We start from the raw sequence: 18,834 nt of genomic DNA on the forward strand, positions 1-18,834 counted from the left end.
TGGCTGATCGATGAAACGCTCATGCCGAGTTGGCGCGCGGCCGCGGTAAACGACCCGAACTCAACCACTTTGGCGAATACCGACATCCGTTTTAATCTTTCCATTATTCACTCTGGCTTAAAAGTGATTTAGATCACAGATTGTTGATGCCTTGATAGTAAGCAGGCTAATATAACGTGGTCGGGTGAATAGACCTTACCAACGTGCGAGAGCGATCGGCGACGTAATCCTGCCGCTCCTCCGGCACCCTCGCAATCCCTGTCGTGGACGTCTGCCCCAAAGTTTAACCTTTTTTCGGGTTCGTGACCTGGACAAGCTGTCTGGTCAAGATTTGTGGCGCGCGCACGCTAAAATGTAAAGAGAATGTGAATGGCGAGATGTGTCTTTCCCCGGCGCAGTGAACAATAAGGAAAAAGTGATGAGTTTGCTTCCGGTTATGGTCATCTTCGGACTGTCGTTTCCGCCGGTGTTTTTCGAGCTGCTGGTGTCGCTGGCGCTGTTTTTTCTCTTGCGCCGCCTGCTGCAGCCGACGGGGATTTACGATTTTGTCTGGCATCCGGCGCTGTTTAACACTGCGCTGTATTGCTGCTTGTTTTATCTGATTTCATGTCTTTTTGTTTGAGGTCGCTGTGAAAAATTTTTCGATAAAAATAACCCGAATCGCGATCACTTTGATTCTTGTGCTGTTGGGCATCGCCGCGATATTCAAGGCCTGGGTGTTCTACACCGAGTCGCCGTGGACGCGTGATGCCAAGTTTACCGCCGATGTGGTGGCGATCGCGCCGGATGTCAGCGGCCTGCTGACCGACGTGCCGGTGGTGGATAACCAACTGGTGAAGAAAGGCCAGGTGCTGTTCGTGGTCGATCGGCCGCGTTATGAGCAGGCGTTGGCGGAAGCCGGCGCCGACGTCGCCTACTATCAAGCGTTGGCGGCGGAAAAACGGCGCGAGGCCGGCCGCCGCGTGAAGCTGGGCGTGCAGGCGATGTCGCAGGAAGAGATTGACCAGTCGAACAACTCGCTGCAGACCGTGCAGCACCAGCTGGCGAAGGCCGTGGCGGCGCGCGAGCTGGCGCAGCTGGATCTGGAACGCACCACGGTGCGGGCTCCGGCCGATGGCTGGATCACCAACCTCAACGTCCATGCCGGCGAATACATCACCCGCGGCTCGGTGGCGGTGGCGCTGGTGAAGAAAGATTCCTTCTACATCCTGGCGTACCTGGAAGAAACCAAGCTGAATGGCCTGAATAAGGGCGACCGCGCGGAGATCACCCCGCTCGGCAGCAACCGCATCATGCACGGCACCGTCGACAGCGTGGCGGCGGCGGTGAACAACAGCAGCAGCACGGTGAACAACAAAGGGTTGGCCTCGATCGACAGCAACCTGGAGTGGGTGCGCCTGGCGCAGCGCGTGCCGGTGAAGATCCTGCTGGACGCCAAGGATCAACAGCATCCGTACCCGGCCGGCACCACCGCCACCGTGGTGATCGTCGGCAAGAACGATCGCAATGCCGACAGCGGCTCGCCTTTTGTGCGCCTGATGCACCGGCTGCGTGAGTTCGGCTAATGAGCAGCCCAACCTTTATCCGGCTGAGATTCGCCTTCAAACTCAGCTTCGCGATTGTGTTTGCGCTGTTCGTCGGCTTCCATCTCAATCTGGAAACCCCGCGCTGGTCGGCGATGACCGCCGCCATCGTCGCCGCCGGCCCGGCCTTTGCCGCCGGCGGCGAACCCTTCTCCGGCGCCATCCGCCACCGCGGCTGGCTGCGTATCATCGGCACCTTTATCGGCTGCTTCGTCGGCCTGATCATTATCATCACCACCGCCCGCGCGCCGGTGGTGATGCTGCTGCTGTGCTGCATCTGGGCCGGTTTCTGCACCTGGCTTTCTTCGCTCATCAAGGTGGAGAACTCCTATGCCTGGGGGCTGGCCGGGTATACCGCGCTGATCATCATCGTGACGGTCGCCACCAGCGAGTCTCATCTGCTGGAAGCGCCGCAGTTCGCCATCGAACGTTGCAGCGAGATCGTGCTGGGGATCGTCAGCGCCGTGTTGGCGGATCTGCTGTTCTCGCCGCGTTCGATCAAACAGGACATCGATCGGGCGGTGGATCAGCTGCTGGTAGCTCAATACCGCCTGATGCAGATGTGCATCAGCAACGCCGACAAAGAGGATATCGACCGCGCCTGGAGCAATCTGGTGAAGAGCACCACGGCGCTGGACGGCATGCGCAACAATCTGATGATGGAGTCCTCGCGCTGGCAGAAGGTCAACCGCCGGGTAAAAGCGCTGCATACGCTGTCGCTGACGCTGATCACCCAGGCCTGCGAAACCTATCTGATCTTGGTGAATCACCCGGAGGCACTGAAAGACAGCCTGCGGGAGCAGCTGATGGTCCCGGCGGAAACCCCGCAGGAGATCCACAAGCGCATGAAGCTGTTGCGCCAGGTGCTGACCACGCATCGTTCCGAGGAAACGCTGCCGACCATCACCGGTTGGGTCGGCGCGGCGACGCGCTACCTGCTGCTGTCGAAAGGCGTGCACGCCAACTGCAGCATCAGCGCGGTGGAAGAGGGGGTGTTGAGCAACGAAACCGTGGTCAAGCCGACTTCGGCGGAAGGGCATCACGCGATGATCAACGGCCTGCGCACCTTTGTGGCGACGGCCTTCGGCAGCCTGCTGTGGCTGTGGACCGGCTGGACGTCCGGCAGCGGTTTTATGGTGATCATCGCGGTGATCACCTCGCTGGCGATGCGCACCCCGGCGCCGCGCATGGTGGCGATGGATTTCGTGCTGGGCATGCTGGCGGCGATCCCGGTCGGTTCCCTGTTCTTCATGGTGATCCTGCCGGCGACGCAGCAGAGCATTTTGCTGCTGTGTCTCAGCCTCGGCCTGCTGGCGTTTTTCATCGGCATCGAGGTGCAGAAGCGGCGGCTCGGTTCGCTGGGGCTGCTGGCCGGGACCATCAACATTCTGGTGCTGAGCAACCCGATGGAGTTCAACGTCACCCAGTTTCTCGACGGGGCGCTGGGCCAGTTCCTCGGCAGCTGCGTTGGGCTGATGGTGCTGCTGCTGATCCGCGACAATTCGCGTGAACGCACCGGGCGCACGTTGCTCAACCAGTTCGTCAGCAGCGCGGTGTCGGCGCTGACCACCAAGGCGGCGCGTCGTCGGCAAAACCATCTGCCTGCGCTGTATCAGCAGCTTAACCAGCTGCTGATGATGTTCCCGAACGACATCGCCAAGTATCGTCTGGCGTTGAACCTGATCATTGCCCACCAGCGCATGCAGCGGGCGGAGATTCCGGTCAGCGAAGAGCTGTCGGCCTTCCACCGCCAGATCCGCAGCACCGCCGATCGGGTGGTCTCCGCCAAGAACGACGTCAAGCGCGCCTATTACTACGATCGCTTGCTGGGTGAAATGAACGAGTACCAGCAGAAGCTGGTGGACAATCAGGCGCCGCTCAGCGTCACCGGGCCGGTGAAACGCCTGGCCGACATGCTGCATCGCTATCGTCACGCCTTGATCGATTGATGCGTTCCCTCCTGTTGCGCCGCGTTGTGCGGCGCCTTCCCTGACTATACTGAAAGCAGTGCCTGACATGGCGGGCCGTCTCATGTGAGGCGGCCTGTTTTCAGAGAGACTCCGAGTGCCAGAACGACTGGAAAGTGGCATCATTGTCATGAATGGATGAAACGCTCACCGCCGCGAAAACGTGACGTGCCGGTCATCTTAGTTTCATCCAGGTCGACTATATACCTAACTAGCCTGGGGGAGCTGCGGCGCCTTCGGCGGCATAATTTCAGGGAATGTCATGAACAAGCGGATTCTGTTGGCGATTGTCATCGCCGTGGTCATCGCCGTCTTCAGCGCGCTGCGCGGCAGCGAGCACCGTGCGATCGGCGGCAATGCGACGGTGGTGCAAGCGCCGGCGGGGCAACAGCAGAGCATCGATCGGCTCACGCAGCAGCAAACGGTGGTGAGCTACCTGCAGCAGCATCAGCGGCTGCCGGGCTATTACGTCACCAAGAAGCAGGCGCGCGAGCAGGGCTGGGACCCGCGTTCAGGCAACCTCTGTGCGGTATTGCCGGGCAAGGCGATTGGCGGCGATCGATTCTCTAACCGTGAAGGACAACTGCCGAGCGCCGGCGGCCGGGTCTGGCGCGAAGCGGACATCAATTACCAGTGTGGCCGGCGCGGCGCCGATCGCCTGCTGTATTCGAGCGACGGTCTGATCTTCGTCACGCGCGACCATTACAAAAACTTCATTCGTGTGGAGTGAGTTTGATGGCAAAAGTAGAGTTTGATTTTGAACAGATCCAGGATGTGCCGACCTTCTACCGCGATTTTGCGCACAAGTTTGCGCTGGACGAGGGATTCGGCGCCAACCTCGACGCGCTGTGGGACGTGGTGACCGGCGATATCGGTCTGCCGGTGGAAATCGAGTTCACTCACCTGAATGCCCGCAGCAAGCGTCGTTTCGGCGCGATCATTCTGCTGTTTGAAGAGGCGGAAGAAGAGCTGGAAGGCAGCCTGCGCTTCAATATCCGCGAAAGCAGCGGCGAACCGGCGCATCACCGGGGATGAAACGGGTTCATCCCGGGATGGCGGCGCTTAGTCGGCCGCTTCGGCCAGCTCGCGCAGGTATTGGAAGATCTGGCGGTAAGCCTTAGGCGGCTTGTTGGCGGCCTTCTCTTTCTGCGCGTTGCGCACCAGTGAACGCAGCTGTTGGCGATCGGCGGCCGGATACAGATCCAGGATCGACGGAATGACGTCATCGCCTTCTTCCACCAGGCGGTCGCGCAGCGCTTCCAGTTTATGGAACAGGGAAACCTGCTGGTTGTGGCGGTTTTTCAGCTTGTCGAGCGCGGTCTGGATCGGCTCGATATCGCGGGCGCGCAGCATTTTGCCGATCAGCTGCAGCTGACGGCGACGGCCCTCTTTCTTGATCTTCTGCGCCAGCTCGATGGCGGCGCGCAAATCTTCGTCCAACGGAATGCGGTCCAGCGCGTTTTTGCCCAGATCGACCATTTCGGCCCCCAGGTCTTTCAGCGCTTCGGCATCACGTTTAATTTCACTTTTACTGACCCAGATAATCTCGTCATCGTCCTCGTTTTCATTCTCCGGGACATCGTCGAGCCAGTCTTCAGGCTGTTTGTTCATGGTAGGCTCCGTTAAAAAGAGGCTAATCCTAACAGGTTGTCCGGCAACCCGCCAATTGCGTGCCCTGAGCAAACTGAGTATAGCTGCCGCGCTGGGGCATTATCATGTCTAGGCTCCTGTCCTCTGAATTCATGCTGTTGTTTTTATCATCATGTTTGTATAAAATTTTATACAAAAGGAGGTGGTATTCATGGATGATGGCATCGAGAAAGCCATTGATTGGCGCGGTTCATCGTTAGAGGATTTGTTGGCCTTTCCAATCGATGCGCGAAAAGCGGCAGGATTTGAACTGAGTAAAGTGCAAAGAGGTTTGGAGCCCGGTAATTGGAAAACGATGACCAGTTGTGGAAGTGGCGTTATCGAAATCCGTTTATATGCCATCGGCGGCGCGTTCAGGGTGGTCTATGTGGCAAAGTTCAGCGAAGCGATCTACGTCTTGCACAGCTTTCAGAAGAAGACGGAGAAAACCAGCCGCCACGATATTCAGATAATCAAAGCGCGTTATGACGCGGTTATTAATGAGCGGAGTAAAGGTCATGACCAAACCGATTGATACCGGTTCACGCCACGTTACGCCCGCAGGCGGCAATGTGTTTGCGGATCTGGGATTTTCCGCCGACGAGGCTCGGCAATTGCAAGCGCAGTCCAATGCGGAAATTGCGCAGCTTATCGCACTGAAAAAACAGCTGATGGGTGAGATCAGCGCGTGGATTGAGGAAGAAGGCTATCGCCAGGAAGAGGCGGCGCGTTATCTGCATACTTCCCGGCCGCGCGTGTCCGACGTGGTGAATCAGAAAACCGAGAAATTTACGTTAGATGCGTTGGTCAACATGATGGCGAATATCGGCAAGTCGGTAAAACTGATCGTCGAGTGATGCATGGCTTTTGCATGTTATCCCGACTTTGCCGTTCGGCTTTATGCGAAATTCAACGCGGTTCCTGTTAGACTCAACGGCAGAGATCTCAGGATTTTTGCGCGCCGCCCCGCGTGCACAACTACGCCGCTCCGGCACTTTTCTCAACGATTTTCTGATTAATTATGGCAGATTGATGAAAGTAGTCACTCAAGTTGCAGAACAGCGCAAGGCGCTGGAACAGGCCGTTTCTCAGGCGCTGGAGCTGGCCCGCGCCGGTTCCGACGCGGCGGAAGTCGCGGTCACCAAATCGACCGGCATCAGCGTCAGTACCCGCTTCGGCGAAGTGGAAAACGTCGAGTTCAACAGCGATGGCGCGCTGGGCATCACCGTGTATCACCGCCAGCGCAAAGGCAGCGCCTCTTCCACCGATCTCAGCCCGGACGCCATCGCCCGCACCGTACAGGCGGCGCTGGACATCGCGCGCTACACCTCTGAGGATCCTTGCGCCGGCCCGGCGGAGAAAGATCTGCTGGCGTTCGAGGCGCCGGATCTCGATCTGTTCCACCCGACCGAGCTGGACGCCGAGCGCGGCATCGAGCTGGCGGCGCGCGCCGAGCAGGCTTCGCTGGCGGCGGACAAACGCATTACCAACACCGAAGGCGGCAGTTTCAACAGCCACTACGGCATCAAGGTGTTCGGCAACAGCCACGGCATGCTGCAAAGCTATTGTTCCAGCCGTCACTCGCTGTCCAGCTGCGTCATCGCAGAACAGGACGGCGACATGGAGCGGGATTACGCTTACACCATAGGTCGGGCGATGGGCGATCTGCACAGCCCGGAGTGGGTGGGGCAGGAGTGCGCCCGCCGCACGTTGGCGCGTCTCGCGCCGCGCAAATTGTCGACCATGAAGGCGCCGGTGCTGTTCGCCTCCGAGGTGGCCACCGGATTGTTCGGCCATCTGGTGGGCGCCATCAGCGGCAGCAGCGTTTATCGCAAATCTACCTTCCTGTTGGACTCGCTCGGCAAGCAGATCCTGCCGGCGTGGCTGACCGTCGAGGAGCATCCGCATCTGCTGAAAGGGCTGGCGTCGACGCCGTTCGACAGCGAGGGCGTGCGCACCCAGAGGCGCGATATCGTCAAGGACGGCGTGCTGCAAACCTGGCTGATGACCAGCTACTCGGCGCGCAAGCTGGGCCTGCACAGCACCGGCCATGCCGGCGGCATCCATAACTGGCGCATTGCCGGGCAGGGCGCGGACTTCGCCGGCATGCTGAAGCAGCTCGGCACAGGCCTGGTGGTCACCGAGTTGATGGGCCAGGGCGTCAGCGGCGTCACCGGCGATTACTCGCGCGGCGCCGCCGGTTTTTGGGTGGAAAACGGTGAGATCCAATATCCGGTCAGCGAGATCACCATCGCCGGCAACCTGAAAGACATGCTGCGCAACATCGTCAGCGTCGGCAGCGATATCGAAACCCGCAGCAATATCCAGTGCGGTTCGGTGCTGCTGCCGGAAATGAAGATCGCCGGCCAGTGATCCGCTGCGCGGCCGGCGCCCGCCGGCTGCGCGTTATCCCGTCTCAACCTTGCTTACAAATCTCCGGTTTCGATTTTTCCCGGCCTTGCCTATGGTAACGGTGGGTTAATTAAAACAATAACTGGAAGGTGAGCAAACATGCAGAATACCCTGAAAGCGCTGGCGGCGTTGACGCTGCTGGCAGCCAGTTCGCTGGCGGTCGCCGCCGATCTTGGCGACGATATGGACACCCTGGCGGAAAACTACAAAACGGTGCTGAATACCGACTCCGCCGCTACCCTCACACAGAGCCTGCAGAACATGCGCGCCGCCGCGCAGGATGCCAAACAGGGCACCCCGCCGAAGCTGGAAGACAAAGCCGCCGACAGCCCGGAGATGAAAGATTTCCGCAGCGGGTTGGATACCCTGATCGGCCAAATCGATCAGGCGCTGGCGCTGGCCAATCAGGGCAAAGTCGCCGAAGCGAAGCAGCTGGCGCAGGGCTTCAAGCAAACCCGCGACGCCAACCACAAGAAATTCCGCTAATCCGTCAACCGTCGCGCCCGTCTTCCGTCAGATAGGAGGAGGGCGCCTGCCCCAGCACGCGGCGGAACATGGTTGAAAACGCCGCGCTGCTGTCATACCCCATTTCCATCGCCACCTGTGTCACGCTGCGTCCTTCGGCCAGCAGCGCCAACGCCAGCACCACGCAGGCGCGCTGACGCCATTGCGAAAACGGCAGGCCGGTCTGCGCGCGAAAGAAGCGGCTGAAGGTGCGAATGCTCATGTACAGACGAGGCGCCCACCGCTGCGCGGAGTCGTGGGCGTCGGGGTGCTGCAAAAAGGCGCGGCACAGCTCACCCAGCCGAGGATCGGCGGGCAGCGGGATGTGCAACGGCAAGGGCTGCAGCCTGGCCAGCTCGTGCAGCAGCAGCGCCGCCAGCGCTCCGTCGCGGCCCTGTTGTTCATACTCCAGCGGCATATCCACCGCCGCCATCAACAGCTGGCGCATCAGCGGAGTGACGCTGACCACCTGACATACCTGCGGCCGTTCGGCGGGCAACGCGCCGGGTTCAAGGTACAGGCTGCGGGTGGTGACGCCGACCATCCGCACCGCGTGCGGCATCTGTGGCGGCAGCCACACCGCGTGCTGCGGCGGAACGACCCAATTGCCTTGCTGCGTGAAAACGTGCATGACGCCGGTAGCGCCGTACAGCAACTGCGCGCGCCGGTGGCTGTGCATTGGCAGCAGATGCCCCGGCGGATAATCGGTGCCGATGGCGATCACCGCACGGGTTACGTGGTCGATGTCATCAATGCGGACGTTGCGCATGTGTTCCCTTTGGCGGGCAGATTGGCCGAAACGCAATGATAGTTGGCCCTTCATATAAAGCAAGCCAGCGACGGTCGCCCTACTATCGGGGCAGAAAAATAACGCTTGTTCGGGGCGCCGTTATTTTATCGGCCATGAAGCCCGTGCAAGTCTTCACACCAGGGTGGGACGAAGGTTCTCGTTCTCGCAATACAAGAAGTTAATAAGGAATAAAGCGTCATTTTATTCCAACACCTGAAGCAATAGTTCTTAGCGCAGTTCAATGACTATAAGGTGATATTTCATGTATAAGTTCGGTGTGATTGGCGGCGGGGCCGCCGGCATCTCTTTTGCGTATAACTTTATAAAAAATAAGTCGGTTAATCATTGCAAAAGGCCGCTTTCCCTGACGGTTTTCGACAAGCAGGGATTTAAAGGCGGCATGGCATACAGCAGCGATTTTGACAGCCATATATTAAATATGACGCCGGAAAATATGTCGGCGGATATTTTCGACGATGCGCACTTCGTTGATTGGATCGCCATGCATTTCCCGCAGTTTTGCCAGGATCGTTATCCGCCGCGCTGGCTGTATCGGGAATATCTCGATTTTATTCGCGACATGACAATATATATGGCGGCGGACAGTAACGTGGTGCTGAATTTCGTCACTGCCGAAGTGAATGCCATCGCGCCGCACGAAGCCGGCTATCGGCTGACCACCGCCTGCGGCGGCGCCGAGCAGATGAACGCGCTGGTGCTGTGTTCGGGGCACAACCCGCCGGAGTGCCTTTACCCGGTGGATGGGGTGATCGCTTATCAGGCCCATCAGGATTTGCCGCCGATCAACCCTTATTCGAGCATTGGCGTGATCGGCTGCAGCCTGACGGCGATTGACGCCATCGTTGAACTGATGGAGCGCCTGGGAGCGACCGACATCTGCGCCCTGTCGCGCTCGGGCCTGTTCCCCAGCGTGCAGCCGGCGGTGATGCGTCCGCCGCCGGAGGCGTTTGTTGAGGCGCTGCGGCGCTTTGTCGCCGGCCGCGATTTTATTGACGCGCATCAGCTGGTGCATGCGATCAACGCCGCGCTGGCGCGCCACTATCCGGGGCCGGAGCGGCTGACGGTGCTCTCAGCGCTGGGGGAAAGGCGCGATTGCTACCGCGATCTGGCGGACAGCCTCGATCGCGCGCGTTTTGCCAGAGAGCATATCTGCAGCTATCTGGCGGCGATCCACCCGGCAGTGTGCGCCGCCTGGGTCAAGATGGATGCCAACAACCGGCAGGTCTTCATGCGCTTTTACAACTCCTCCTGGATGCGCAATCGGCACGCCATGCCGATCAAGAATGCCAACAAGATCGTGGCGGCGCTGGAGAGCCAACGCCTGCGCGCCTGCGGCGGCCTGGTGGATATCAGCAAGGCAACGGACGGGTTTATCCTTCGTTGCCATGAGACGCGGGTGCGCGCGCAGTATCTGTTCAACTGCACCACGCCTTCCTATCAACTGCCGCCCAACCGCCTGAGCCAGCAGTTGCTGCAAGACGGGCTGGTGCAAGAGAACCTGTTCGGCGGCGTGAAGTGCAACCCGCATACGCTGAAAATCGCCGACCGACGCGGCCGTGAGCAGCATCTTTACTCGCTCGGCGCGCCCGCCAAGGGCGATCTTTTTTACACCTCGGCGATGGAATCCATCACGCGGGATATCAGCAAAATCGTGTTCAACAACCCTATTTTCAACGCAAAGAAGGCTGAAGTATGAAGAACGTAGCGCTCTTTGTCGGCAACGACATTTTCTCCTGGCTGGTGTGTCAGGATCTGATCGCCGCCCTGAAAGGCGAGTGTGCTTTTACGGTGTATTTCCCCCTGGCGAAAAGCGGCGGCCGCACCCAGGAGCCGGCGGTTCGCCGCCTGGGGCTGTATGAGCGCGAGGTGCTGAACGATTTTGTGTTCCCGTTCGTTGGCCGCAACGCCGCCGCCTGTGAGGGGGCCTATCAATCGCCGGCCCTGTTCCTGGCCGCCGCCGGGGTCAAGGCGCATCGCGTTCTCGACATCAATGACGCCACGTTTATCAGCAGCCTGGAGCATATGGACGCGGTGATCTCCCTGCGCTGCTATCAGAAATTCTCCGCCGATTATGTGCGCGCCTTCAGCCGACGCGGCAAGCTGCTGTGGAACCTGCACCCCGGCGACTTGCCGCGTTATCGCGGGGTGATGACGCTATTCCGCGCGATGATGAACGGTGACAAGGGCTGTGCGGTGACGCTGCATGAAATGGATGAACACTGGGACGCCGGCCCGGTGCTCGCCCGTCTGCCCGCCGAGCTGCGTCACGATCTGTCGTTCCTGGAAAACATGATGTTGCTGGGCGTGCAAAGCGGCACCTTCCTGGCGCGCCAGCTCATGCGGGCGGAACGGAGCGAAGCGATAGCGGCGGAAAAGCAGGGTGATTCGCGCTATTGGGGCTTCCCGGACGCACAGACGCTGGCGCGGGCGGAACAGGCGGGCATTGAGCTGGTGGATCACGACGCCGTGCGCGAGCAGTATTTGGGGCTGTTCGTCGGCGAGCGCTTCCACCCGCTGGCGGGGCAGTTCTGCGCCGGGTTCGACGACTTCGTGCGGGCGCACGGCCATGATTGAAACGTTGATTGTACTGGGCGCCGGTTTTCTGACCGGCATCACCACCATTCTGTTTGGCTTCGGCGGCGGCTTTGTGGTGGTGCCTTTCGTCTATCACCTGATCTCCGCCTCGGGCGAGCAGCCCGGCCAGGCGATGCATATTGCTGTAGCGACCTCGACAGCGGTGATGATCCTCAACGCGAGTTACGCCACCCTGACCAACTGGCGCAGCGGCAACCTGCTGCGAGAAACCATCGTGCCGCTGATCTTTTTCATCGGCATCGGCGCGGCGCTGGGCGCGTTCGCTTCCTCGCTGCTGGCGGACGGCGTGATCCGCGGGCTGTTTGTGGTCTATATGGCGGTGACCATCGCCGACTGTCTGTTCCGCCGGGGCTTCCTGATCAAACCGGCGCGCGCCGAACTGTCTCCCGCCACGTTGTGGGGCGGCGGGCCGCTTATCGGCGGCATCGCCACCCTGCTGGGGGTGGGCGGCAGCGTGATGACCGTGCCGCTGCTGCGCCGCCATGGTTACGACATGAAATATTGCGTCAGCGCCGCCAACCCGCTGTCGATCCCGGTGGCGGTGATCGGAGCGCTGATGTATATCGTGTTGGGATGGCGCGAGATGAGCGGGCCGCAGTATCTGGGGTACGTCAATCTGAACATTCTGGGGCTGCTGGTGGTGGCGGGGATTGCGGGGATCGTGTTTGCCAGGCGCTGTTTGCCGAAGGTGAGCGATGCGCTGCATGCCAAAATCTACGTGCTGCTGCTGATCGCCGTGCTGATCGCTATCTGCATCTGAGACAGAAAGGGCGGCCGGATGCCGCCCTGAAAACCGCTTAACGGTGGTATTCGCCCGCCGCTTCCGGCTGGTACAGCAATTCCAGCACTTCAATCCGCGCTTCTTCACCGTTCGGCAATTGCCAGGAGATCTGCTTGCCGACGTGCATGCCGAGCAGCGCTGCGCCCAGCGGCGCCATCACCGACAGCTGATCGTGGCTGTCTTTCAGCGAGGCTGGGTAGACCAGCGTGCGCACATGCTCTTCATCGGTGTGCAGATCGCGAAAACGCACGCGGCTGTTCATGGTCACCACGTTGGCCGGCATTTTCTCCGGCGGCAGGATTTCCGCGCGATCCAACTCGTCGTTCAGCGCGGCGGCGACGTCGGTGTTGGCAAAGGCCGGTTGTTCCAATAGCGCATCCAGGCGTTCCGCATCCAGCTCATTAATAGTAATGATGGGTTTGGTCATTCCACTCTCCAGTCAAATCAAAGGGCGCCAGTCTGTGCGCCCATAAATTCGGAAAAACAACACAAAGCAACACCCCCGCGCCAGAGGAGCGGGGGTGTGGGTAATGTCGATTTGTCCCATTGATAGTAGGCGGTTGGGGCGAGAAAAGAAAGAGATCCCGATCACGAAGGCTTTTATCGTCAATCGAGGCAAAAAAAACCGTTAGCCGGGTTATGTAATTGTTATCTCATTTACTTTTTCGCCATAACGCCGTTTTGCGAAATGGATCCCCGCGCGTCATTCAATTTCCACTTCGAACTGGAAAAAACCGGTCTACACAGAAAATCTTGCCGGGGGTAGGGTAAAGACATCACAGAAAGCGGGTTATTCAGGTGATGCGCTTTACGGCTTACTGATTAATGTGGGATCTAGGGGTACTGAAAAGTGAATGATGGATCTGCTTCGATAAAAGAAATTGAACAATCCGATGTCAGCGAAGCCGGTGAGATCACCGCTCGGGTGCTGGCGGATATTACCGCGATGCTGAATGCTGAGAATATTTATACCAATGCGGTGCAGCAACAGATGCTGGAATCGCATATTCGCGCCATGGTGCTGCGTTCAATAACCGGTGAGCCGTTGCCGGAGGTGGATAAATCGCTTTTCGACGAAATTTCCGCCGAGTCCATGCAAATGGCGGAACGCGTGGTGAATCAGTTTGGCACATTGCCTATCGAAGAAGCCTATTTGCTGTCCGTGCACTTCGAAGTGGCGAAAGATAATAACGCATAGCGGTTAACGCATCGATTTCAATCAGGAGAATATACCATGGGTCAAATTACCGTAGTGATCGGCGATCGTTTGGGCAAAGGGCAAAAAGTCGGCCAGGGCGTTGAAAACGCAGGTGGAAAAGCGGTGGTCATCCCCGGCGTGGCGGCGGATATGAAGCTGGGCGACGTCATGAAAGCGGAAAACGCGCAGCTGGGCATCTCTTTTTGCGGCAGCGGCGGCGCAGGCGCGATTACCGCGCAAACCAAATACGGCTACAAGGCCAAATACGGCATGCGTTCGGTGGAAGAGGGCGTGACGGCAATTAACGAAGGCTGCAACGTGCTGGGTTTCGGCTTTATGGATAAAGAAGAGCTGGGCCAGAAACTGGTGGAAGCCTACGTCAAAAAACATGGCAACCCATAATGAAAGAGCAATATACCACATCGGTAAAGGTGGAGGGTAAAGGCGACAGCAAAGCGAAAGCTTTTGCTTCCGCCTTGGCTAATGTGCAGGGCGCGGTATTAAAGTCCACCAACAATATTCTGCTGCGCATCGAGCCGCAGGACGTCAGCGTAGTGAAGGCGGAAGAGAAAATAACTAAAGAGAAATTTCTTTTCTTCTTTTTGCCGCGTGAAAGAAAGAGCTATGCCGTTTCTCTGGAAATAACCGTGAACGTAACCATTATCAATACCGAGAAGGTTGTCTTCGTCACGAAATAAAAACGTTAGCATAAATGAAAGGGTATACTGATGTTTTTAATCATCTTATTTAAATCGATTATTATCGGTGGGCTGGTGGGGGTCGGCGTAGGGGCCGGCGCCGCACGCATGTTCCACGCGCCGACAACACAGGGCATGGGAGCGTTTCGCACCCTGGGCGAGCTGAACTCCTGCGAGGGCGATCCGGCTTCCCACTTCTCATTCGGTCTGGGCTTCTTCTTCAACGCCTGGGCGTCTTCCGTGGCGGCGGGCTCCTTCACGCAGGACGTCGATCACCGCATCATCCCGCATTGGGGCGCGGCGGCCCTGATGGTCAAGAACCGCAATCTGGCGCAAACGCTGCACGATCCGAAAAAAATGGCCATCGCCTGCGGCATCATCGGCATGCTGGTGGTGGCCTTCCTCAATACCACCGCTTCCGCCGTGCCTGCCGCGCTGCAGGTTACCGCCATCAAGGTGCTGGTGCCGGCGGCCAACCTGCTGGTGAACACCGTGATGCCGGTGATCTTCTGGCTGGCGGCGATCGACGCCGGGCGCCGTTCCGGCTTCTGGGGCACCATCTTCGGCGGCCTGGCGCAGCTGATCATGGGCAACGCCGTACCGGGCCTGGTGCTGGGCATTCTGATCGGCAAGGGCGTGGAAGAGAGCGGCTGGAACAAAATCACCAAGATCATGATGGCGGTGATCGTGCTGCTGTTCGTGCTGAGCGGCTTCTTCCGCGGCTTCGACATGAAAGTTCTCGAGTCCTTCAGCCTCGGCGTGCCGGGCTGGCTGGACGCCATTCACAACACCCTGAGCGGTAAATAAGGAGCGGGATGATGGAAGAGCAAACCCAAAAAGGCTTCTGGTACGCCGACTGGTCATTCCCGATTTTTGTTGGCCTGCTGTCCTCCGGCGTGTTCGCCGGGACGCACATGTACTACCTGTACGGCATCGGCGCCTTTAACGAAGTGGCGTTCGTCTCCATGCTGCGGGCGGGGATGGATACCGGCGTATACGGCGCGGTGGCGGCGTTCGGCGCCAGCTTCCTGTTCGCGCGCATCATCGAAGGCTCGCTGGTGGGCATCCTCGACATCGGCGGCGCGATCCAGACCGGCGTCGGGCTGGGCGTGCCGGCGCTGCTTTTGGGGGCCGGCATCGTGTTCCCGGTCGCCAACTTCGCCGCTTCGCTGGCCACCGGTCTGATCATCGGCCTGGCGATCGGTTACGTGATCATTCTGGCGCGCAAATTCACCATCAATCAGAGCAACTCCACCTACGGGGCGGACGTGATGATGGGGGCGGGCAACTCGTCGGGCCGTTTCCTCGGGCCGTTGATCATCCTGTCGGCGATGACCGCTTCGATCCCGATCGGCATCGGTTCGCTGCTCGGCGCGCTGCTGTTCTATATCTGGGGTAAACCGATCACCGGCGGAGCGATCCTCGGCGCGATGATCCTGGGGGCGATCTTCCCGGTAGCCATTTCTTAAGAGGCCTGCGCCAAGCGCCGCCCGATACGGCGGCACCCGGGCTAACAGGAGCAATGCGGTATGTATGACTTAGTAATCAGAGGCGCCAGACTGGCGGACGACACGCTGATCGATCTGGCGGTGAAAGACGGCAAAATAGCCTCGGTGGGGCGGTTGGCGGCGGACGTCAGCGCCGTTCGCCAGCTGGATTTGGCGGGCAACTGCCGCCTGAGCGCCGGTTGGATCGACGCGCACGTGCATTGCTATCCCGAATCGCCGATTTACCATGACGAGCCGGATCGGGTCGGCGTCGCCAGCGGCGTCACCAGCGTGGTCGATGCCGGTAGCACCGGCGCCGACGATATCGACGCCTTTTATCAGCTGACGCGCAGCGCCAAAACCAACGTTTTCGCCTTCCTCAATATCTCGCGCATCGGCCTGCTGCGGCAGAACGAGCTGGCGGAGATGACGGACATCGACAAGCGCGAGGCCGGCCAGGCCATCGCCAACCACCCCGGCTTTGTCATCGGCATCAAGGCGCGCATGAGCAGCAGCGTGGTGGGCAAGAACGGCACTCGCCCGCTGGTGTTGGCCAAAGAGATCCAGCAGGAAAACCGCCAGCTGCCGTTGATGGTGCATATCGGCAATAACCCGCCGGATCTGGATGAGATCGCCGATCTGCTGACCCGCGGCGACATCATCACCCACTGCTACAACGGCAAACCGAACCGCATTCTGACGCCGGCGGGCACGCTGCGCGAGTCTATCCAGCGCGCGCTGCGGCGCGGCGTATTGCTCGACGTAGGGCACGGCACCGCCAGCTTCAGCTTCGAGGTGGCGCGCCAGGCGATCAAACTGGGCATTTTGCCGCACACCATCAGCTCCGATATTTACTGCCGCAACCGCATGAACGGGCCGGTGCACAGCCTGGCGACGGTGATGTCCAAGTTCTTCAGCGTCGGCCTGACGCTGCCGCAGGTGATCGCCTGCGTGACGGAGAACGCCGCGTCGGCGCTGCAGCTGAGCGGCAAAGGGCGGCTGGAGCCGGGCTATGACGCCGATTTCACGCTGTTTGAGCTGCGCCGCGAACCGCAGGTATTCGCCGACGCCGAAGGGCAAACCGCCGAGGGCGAACGGCTGCTGGTGCCGCTGGCCGCGGTGGTGGCCGGGGAAATCCTATTAACCGAACAAGGGGAGGCAAGCCATGTCTTCGATTTATGAAAAATACGGTTTGAAGCAGGTGATCAACACCTCCGGCCGCATGACCATTCTCGGCGTTTCCACGCCGCGCCAGGACGTGATCGACGCCGTTGATTACGGCCTGAACCACTATTTCGAAATCAAGGATCTGGTCAACAAGACCGGCGCCTACATCGCCGATCTGCTCAACGTGGAGGATGCGGTGATCGTCTCCTGCGCCTCGGCGGGCATCGCCCAGTCGGTGGCGGCGGTGATCGTTAAAGATAACGCCAATCTGCTGGTGAACCTGCATTCGGCGTCGGTGACCGTGCCGCGCGAGATCGTGCTGCCGCGCGGTCACAACGTCAACTTCGGCGCCCCGGTGGACACCATGGTGGCGCTGGGCGGCGGCAAGGTGGTGGAGGCGGGGTACGCCAACGAATGTTCGCCGGAGCAGATTGAAGCCTGCATCACGCCGCAGACCGCGGCTATCCTGTACGTCAAATCGCACCACTGCGTGCAGAAAAGCATCCTGTCCGTCGAACAGGCGGCGGTGGTGGCGCGCAAACATAACCTGCCGCTGATCGTCGACGCCGCGGCGGAAGAAGATCTGATGTGTTATTACCAGATGGGGGCCGATCTGGTGATCTACAGCGGCGCCAAAGCCATCGAGGGGCCGACCAGCGGTCTCGTGATCGGCAAGAAACAGTACGTCGAGTGGGTGAAGTTGCAATCCGGCGGCATCGGCCGGGCGATGAAGGTCGGCAAAGAGGGCATCCTCGGCCTGACGCAGGCGATTGAAAGCTATCTGACGCTTGAGAAAACCACCGGGCAACAGATGGTGGAACGGATGACGCCGTTCCTCGACAGCCTCAACACCCTGACCGGCGTCAGCGCCAGGACCGTCTGGGACAGCGCCGGCCGCGATATCGCTCGCGCCGAGATCACCTTTGATGAGGCGGTGCTGGGGCGGTCGACCTATGACATCGTCCAGGCGCTGAAAACCGGCGACATCGCCATCTACTTCCGCGGCTATAAGGCCAACGAGGGCAAGATTGAGGTCGACGTGCGCAGCGTCGACGAGCAACAGCTGATGACCGTCTTTAGCTGTATCAAAAACCTGTTTACGGAGAAACAAGCATGAAGCTGCAGCCTAACTACTATCGCGACCGCGTTTGCCTGAACGTGCTGGCCGGCTCCAAAGCCAACGCGCAAGACATCTACGCCGCGGCGGAAGGCCATGTGCTGGTGGGCGTGCTCTCCAAAAACTACCCGGACGTCGACAGCGCGGTGACCGACATGCTGCGCTATGCGCGCCTGATTGAAAACGCGCTCTCGGTCGGCCTGGGCGCCGGCGATCCGAAGCAGTCGGCGATGGTTAGCCTGATCGCTCAGCAGGTGCAGCCGCAGCACGTTAACCAGGTGTTTACCGGCGTCGGCGCCAGCCGCGCGCTGCTGGGCCAGAACGACAGCGTGGTCAACGGCCTGGTGTCGCCGACCGGCCGCGTCGGTTGGGTGAAGATCTCTACCGGCCCATTGAGCGCCGCGGCGCCGGACGGCATCGTGCCGGTGGAAACCGCCATCGCCCTGCTGAAAGACATGGGCGGCAGCTCCATCAAGTATTTCCCGATGGGCGGCCTGAAGTGCAAGGACGAATACCAGTACGTAGCCAAGGCCTGCGCCGAGCATGACTTCATGCTGGAGCCGACCGGCGGCATCGATCTGGAGAACTTTGAGCCGATCGTCGAGATCGCGCTGGCGGCCGGCGTGAAACGCGTGATCCCGCATATCTACAGTTCGATCATCGACGCCGCCAGCGGCGACACGCGCCCGCAGGACGTGAAAACCCTACTGGCGATGACCAAAACGCTGGTGGGCTGAACGCACAATGGGATGAGGTAAACGCTGGGAGGCGAAGGTTTTCCCGTGGCGCGGCATGCCGCGCCGCCGTTACCTATAGCCTATAGCTTTCAAGTTGCAGCTAGGCGGCAAGCGCACTCACCCCAGGAGCTTACTTAAGTAAGTGACT

General features: G+C 59.8%; 24 protein-coding genes. 20 read left to right on the forward strand and 4 right to left on the reverse strand.

Annotation, left to right across the window (positions count from 1 at the left end):
- Positions 1-104, reverse strand: a 104-nt coding sequence (locus ACTJJ6_RS11615) for a LysR family transcriptional regulator (RefSeq protein ID WP_440827404.1), incomplete at its 3' end; no start/stop codon positions are given.
- A gap of 314 nt (positions 105-418) precedes the next feature.
- On the opposite strand from ACTJJ6_RS11615, the gene aaeX reads away from it, so the two are divergent.
- The 5 genes from aaeX to ACTJJ6_RS11640 all read left to right on the forward strand — a co-directional run bounded on the left by aaeX (position 419) and on the right by ACTJJ6_RS11640 (position 4,585).
- The gene (gene aaeX, locus ACTJJ6_RS11620) at positions 419-622 is read left to right on the forward strand and encodes a p-hydroxybenzoic acid efflux pump operon protein AaeX (protein WP_004936952.1); all 204 of its coding nucleotides are present in this window, start codon (positions 419-421) and stop codon (positions 620-622) included.
- A gap of 7 nt (positions 623-629) precedes the next feature.
- Complete coding sequence (aaeA, locus tag ACTJJ6_RS11625) at positions 630-1,565, forward strand: p-hydroxybenzoic acid efflux pump subunit AaeA (protein ID WP_028127537.1); 936 nt, start codon at positions 630-632, stop codon at positions 1,563-1,565.
- Entirely contained in the window at positions 1,565-3,532 is a 1,968-nt protein-coding gene (aaeB, locus tag ACTJJ6_RS11630) for a p-hydroxybenzoic acid efflux pump subunit AaeB (protein WP_016930226.1), read from the forward strand. Before aaeA ends, aaeB begins: the two co-directional genes overlap by 1 nt.
- Positions 3,533-3,812: 280 nt before the next feature.
- Positions 3,813-4,280, forward strand: coding sequence for a ribonuclease (locus ACTJJ6_RS11635; RefSeq protein WP_049299907.1), 468 nt, complete (start codon positions 3,813-3,815; stop codon positions 4,278-4,280).
- A 5-nt stretch (positions 4,281-4,285) separates the two neighbouring features.
- Positions 4,286-4,585 (forward strand): barstar family protein, encoded by a 300-nt coding sequence (locus ACTJJ6_RS11640; protein ID WP_004936963.1) that lies wholly within the window; start codon positions 4,286-4,288, stop codon positions 4,583-4,585.
- Positions 4,586-4,612: 27 nt separating this feature from the next.
- Here ACTJJ6_RS11640 and yjgA read toward each other — a convergent pair whose 3' ends face one another.
- Entirely contained in the window at positions 4,613-5,161 is a 549-nt protein-coding gene (gene yjgA, locus ACTJJ6_RS11645) for a ribosome biogenesis factor YjgA (protein ID WP_004936968.1), read from the reverse strand.
- A 190-nt stretch (positions 5,162-5,351) separates the two neighbouring features.
- On the opposite strand from yjgA, the gene ACTJJ6_RS11650 reads away from it, so the two are divergent.
- From ACTJJ6_RS11650 to cybC, 4 genes are all read left to right on the forward strand, one after another.
- Positions 5,352-5,714 carry a type II toxin-antitoxin system RelE/ParE family toxin gene (locus ACTJJ6_RS11650; protein WP_049299906.1) on the forward strand — a complete coding sequence of 121 codons (363 nt, stop codon included), beginning with the start codon at positions 5,352-5,354 and terminating at the stop codon, positions 5,712-5,714.
- Entirely contained in the window at positions 5,698-6,036 is a 339-nt protein-coding gene (locus tag ACTJJ6_RS11655) for a helix-turn-helix domain-containing protein (RefSeq protein ID WP_033636158.1), read from the forward strand. Before ACTJJ6_RS11650 ends, ACTJJ6_RS11655 begins: the two co-directional genes overlap by 17 nt.
- 175 nt (positions 6,037-6,211) lie before the next feature.
- Positions 6,212-7,552 (forward strand): metalloprotease PmbA, encoded by a 1,341-nt coding sequence (pmbA, locus tag ACTJJ6_RS11660; RefSeq protein ID WP_004936970.1) that lies wholly within the window; start codon positions 6,212-6,214, stop codon positions 7,550-7,552.
- A 138-nt stretch (positions 7,553-7,690) separates the two neighbouring features.
- On the forward strand, positions 7,691-8,077 hold the full coding sequence (gene cybC / locus ACTJJ6_RS11665; RefSeq protein WP_016930224.1) for a cytochrome b562: 387 nt from the start codon (positions 7,691-7,693) through the stop codon (positions 8,075-8,077).
- 4 nt (positions 8,078-8,081) lie between these two features.
- Here the strand turns inward: cybC and ACTJJ6_RS11670 are convergent, their stop codons facing one another.
- Positions 8,082-8,864, reverse strand: coding sequence for an AraC family transcriptional regulator (locus ACTJJ6_RS11670; protein WP_016930223.1), 783 nt, complete (start codon positions 8,862-8,864; stop codon positions 8,082-8,084).
- A gap of 283 nt (positions 8,865-9,147) precedes the next feature.
- Between ACTJJ6_RS11670 and ACTJJ6_RS11675 the strand changes: the two genes are divergently transcribed.
- From ACTJJ6_RS11675 to ACTJJ6_RS11685, 3 genes are read left to right on the forward strand one after another with little or no spacing between them, the layout of a single operon-like run.
- Positions 9,148-10,602 (forward strand): FAD/NAD(P)-binding protein, encoded by a 1,455-nt coding sequence (locus ACTJJ6_RS11675; protein ID WP_016930222.1) that lies wholly within the window; start codon positions 9,148-9,150, stop codon positions 10,600-10,602.
- Positions 10,599-11,480: a formyltransferase family protein gene (locus tag ACTJJ6_RS11680; protein WP_016930221.1), complete on the forward strand. Its 882-nt coding sequence runs from the start codon at positions 10,599-10,601 to the stop codon at positions 11,478-11,480. Before ACTJJ6_RS11675 ends, ACTJJ6_RS11680 begins: the two co-directional genes overlap by 4 nt.
- Positions 11,473-12,261: a sulfite exporter TauE/SafE family protein gene (locus ACTJJ6_RS11685; RefSeq protein WP_016930220.1), complete on the forward strand. Its 789-nt coding sequence runs from the start codon at positions 11,473-11,475 to the stop codon at positions 12,259-12,261. Before ACTJJ6_RS11680 ends, ACTJJ6_RS11685 begins: the two co-directional genes overlap by 8 nt.
- A 37-nt stretch (positions 12,262-12,298) precedes the next feature.
- Here the strand turns inward: ACTJJ6_RS11685 and rnk are convergent, their stop codons facing one another.
- On the reverse strand, positions 12,299-12,709 hold the full coding sequence (gene rnk, locus ACTJJ6_RS11690) for a nucleoside diphosphate kinase regulator (protein ID WP_004936993.1): 411 nt from the start codon (positions 12,707-12,709) through the stop codon (positions 12,299-12,301).
- Between the two features lie 444 nt (positions 12,710-13,153).
- Between rnk and ACTJJ6_RS11695 the strand changes: the two genes are divergently transcribed.
- From ACTJJ6_RS11695 to dagF, 8 genes are read left to right on the forward strand one after another with little or no spacing between them, the layout of a single operon-like run.
- Complete coding sequence (locus tag ACTJJ6_RS11695) at positions 13,154-13,480, forward strand: glycine dehydrogenase (protein WP_086013604.1); 327 nt, start codon at positions 13,154-13,156, stop codon at positions 13,478-13,480.
- Between the two features lie 36 nt (positions 13,481-13,516).
- A complete protein-coding gene (locus ACTJJ6_RS11700) occupies positions 13,517-13,882 on the forward strand; it encodes a glycine-rich SFCGS family protein (RefSeq protein ID WP_004937000.1) in 366 nt (121 codons plus the stop codon).
- Positions 13,882-14,178 carry a DUF4312 family protein gene (locus tag ACTJJ6_RS11705; RefSeq protein ID WP_004937003.1) on the forward strand — a complete coding sequence of 99 codons (297 nt, stop codon included), beginning with the start codon at positions 13,882-13,884 and terminating at the stop codon, positions 14,176-14,178. The genes ACTJJ6_RS11700 and ACTJJ6_RS11705 overlap by 1 nt, the downstream gene beginning before the upstream one ends.
- A 30-nt stretch (positions 14,179-14,208) precedes the next feature.
- The gene (locus ACTJJ6_RS11710) at positions 14,209-14,985 is read left to right on the forward strand and encodes a DUF4311 domain-containing protein (protein ID WP_004937006.1); all 777 of its coding nucleotides are present in this window, start codon (positions 14,209-14,211) and stop codon (positions 14,983-14,985) included.
- Between the two features lie 11 nt (positions 14,986-14,996).
- Positions 14,997-15,647: a DUF4310 family protein gene (locus tag ACTJJ6_RS11715; protein WP_004937013.1), complete on the forward strand. Its 651-nt coding sequence runs from the start codon at positions 14,997-14,999 to the stop codon at positions 15,645-15,647.
- A 60-nt stretch (positions 15,648-15,707) separates the two neighbouring features.
- Positions 15,708-16,847, forward strand: a complete 1,140-nt coding sequence (locus ACTJJ6_RS11720) for an amidohydrolase/deacetylase family metallohydrolase (RefSeq protein ID WP_016930217.1) — start codon at positions 15,708-15,710, stop codon at positions 16,845-16,847.
- Positions 16,831-17,949, forward strand: coding sequence for a DgaE family pyridoxal phosphate-dependent ammonia lyase (locus ACTJJ6_RS11725; protein ID WP_049241462.1), 1,119 nt, complete (start codon positions 16,831-16,833; stop codon positions 17,947-17,949). Before ACTJJ6_RS11720 ends, ACTJJ6_RS11725 begins: the two co-directional genes overlap by 17 nt.
- A complete protein-coding gene (dagF, locus tag ACTJJ6_RS11730) occupies positions 17,946-18,686 on the forward strand; it encodes a 2-dehydro-3-deoxy-phosphogluconate aldolase (protein ID WP_016930215.1) in 741 nt (246 codons plus the stop codon). Before ACTJJ6_RS11725 ends, dagF begins: the two co-directional genes overlap by 4 nt.
- The last annotated feature ends 148 nt before the right edge of the window (positions 18,687-18,834 follow it).

The sequence above is a fragment of the Serratia sp. 22278 genome (genome assembly GCF_052045405.1).
Lineage (GTDB): Bacteria > Pseudomonadota > Gammaproteobacteria > Enterobacterales > Enterobacteriaceae > Serratia > Serratia marcescens.

Excerpts from the sequence above, each read along its gene's own strand:
- aaeX (WP_004936952.1), top strand. The coding sequence starts at position 419 with ATGAGTTTGCTTCCGGTTATGGTCATCTTCGGACTGTCGTTTCCGCCG.
- aaeB (WP_016930226.1), top strand. The coding sequence starts at position 1,565 with ATGAGCAGCCCAACCTTTATCCGGCTGAGATTCGCCTTCAAACTCAGC.
- ACTJJ6_RS11635 (WP_049299907.1), top strand. The coding sequence starts at position 3,813 with ATGAACAAGCGGATTCTGTTGGCGATTGTCATCGCCGTGGTCATCGCC.
- ACTJJ6_RS11640 (WP_004936963.1), top strand. The coding sequence starts at position 4,286 with ATGGCAAAAGTAGAGTTTGATTTTGAACAGATCCAGGATGTGCCGACC.
- yjgA (WP_004936968.1), bottom strand. The coding sequence starts at position 5,161 with ATGAACAAACAGCCTGAAGACTGGCTCGACGATGTCCCGGAGAATGAA.
- ACTJJ6_RS11650 (WP_049299906.1), top strand. The coding sequence starts at position 5,352 with ATGGATGATGGCATCGAGAAAGCCATTGATTGGCGCGGTTCATCGTTA.
- ACTJJ6_RS11655 (WP_033636158.1), top strand. The coding sequence starts at position 5,698 with ATGACCAAACCGATTGATACCGGTTCACGCCACGTTACGCCCGCAGGC.
- pmbA (WP_004936970.1), top strand. The coding sequence starts at position 6,212 with ATGAAAGTAGTCACTCAAGTTGCAGAACAGCGCAAGGCGCTGGAACAG.
- cybC (WP_016930224.1), top strand. The coding sequence starts at position 7,691 with ATGCAGAATACCCTGAAAGCGCTGGCGGCGTTGACGCTGCTGGCAGCC.
- ACTJJ6_RS11670 (WP_016930223.1), bottom strand. The coding sequence starts at position 8,864 with ATGCGCAACGTCCGCATTGATGACATCGACCACGTAACCCGTGCGGTG.
- ACTJJ6_RS11675 (WP_016930222.1), top strand. The coding sequence starts at position 9,148 with ATGTATAAGTTCGGTGTGATTGGCGGCGGGGCCGCCGGCATCTCTTTT.
- ACTJJ6_RS11680 (WP_016930221.1), top strand. The coding sequence starts at position 10,599 with ATGAAGAACGTAGCGCTCTTTGTCGGCAACGACATTTTCTCCTGGCTG.
- ACTJJ6_RS11685 (WP_016930220.1), top strand. The coding sequence starts at position 11,473 with ATGATTGAAACGTTGATTGTACTGGGCGCCGGTTTTCTGACCGGCATC.
- rnk (WP_004936993.1), bottom strand. The coding sequence starts at position 12,709 with ATGACCAAACCCATCATTACTATTAATGAGCTGGATGCGGAACGCCTG.
- ACTJJ6_RS11700 (WP_004937000.1), top strand. The coding sequence starts at position 13,517 with ATGGGTCAAATTACCGTAGTGATCGGCGATCGTTTGGGCAAAGGGCAA.
- ACTJJ6_RS11705 (WP_004937003.1), top strand. The coding sequence starts at position 13,882 with ATGAAAGAGCAATATACCACATCGGTAAAGGTGGAGGGTAAAGGCGAC.
- ACTJJ6_RS11710 (WP_004937006.1), top strand. The coding sequence starts at position 14,209 with ATGTTTTTAATCATCTTATTTAAATCGATTATTATCGGTGGGCTGGTG.
- ACTJJ6_RS11715 (WP_004937013.1), top strand. The coding sequence starts at position 14,997 with ATGGAAGAGCAAACCCAAAAAGGCTTCTGGTACGCCGACTGGTCATTC.
- ACTJJ6_RS11720 (WP_016930217.1), top strand. The coding sequence starts at position 15,708 with ATGTATGACTTAGTAATCAGAGGCGCCAGACTGGCGGACGACACGCTG.
- ACTJJ6_RS11725 (WP_049241462.1), top strand. The coding sequence starts at position 16,831 with ATGTCTTCGATTTATGAAAAATACGGTTTGAAGCAGGTGATCAACACC.
- dagF (WP_016930215.1), top strand. The coding sequence starts at position 17,946 with ATGAAGCTGCAGCCTAACTACTATCGCGACCGCGTTTGCCTGAACGTG.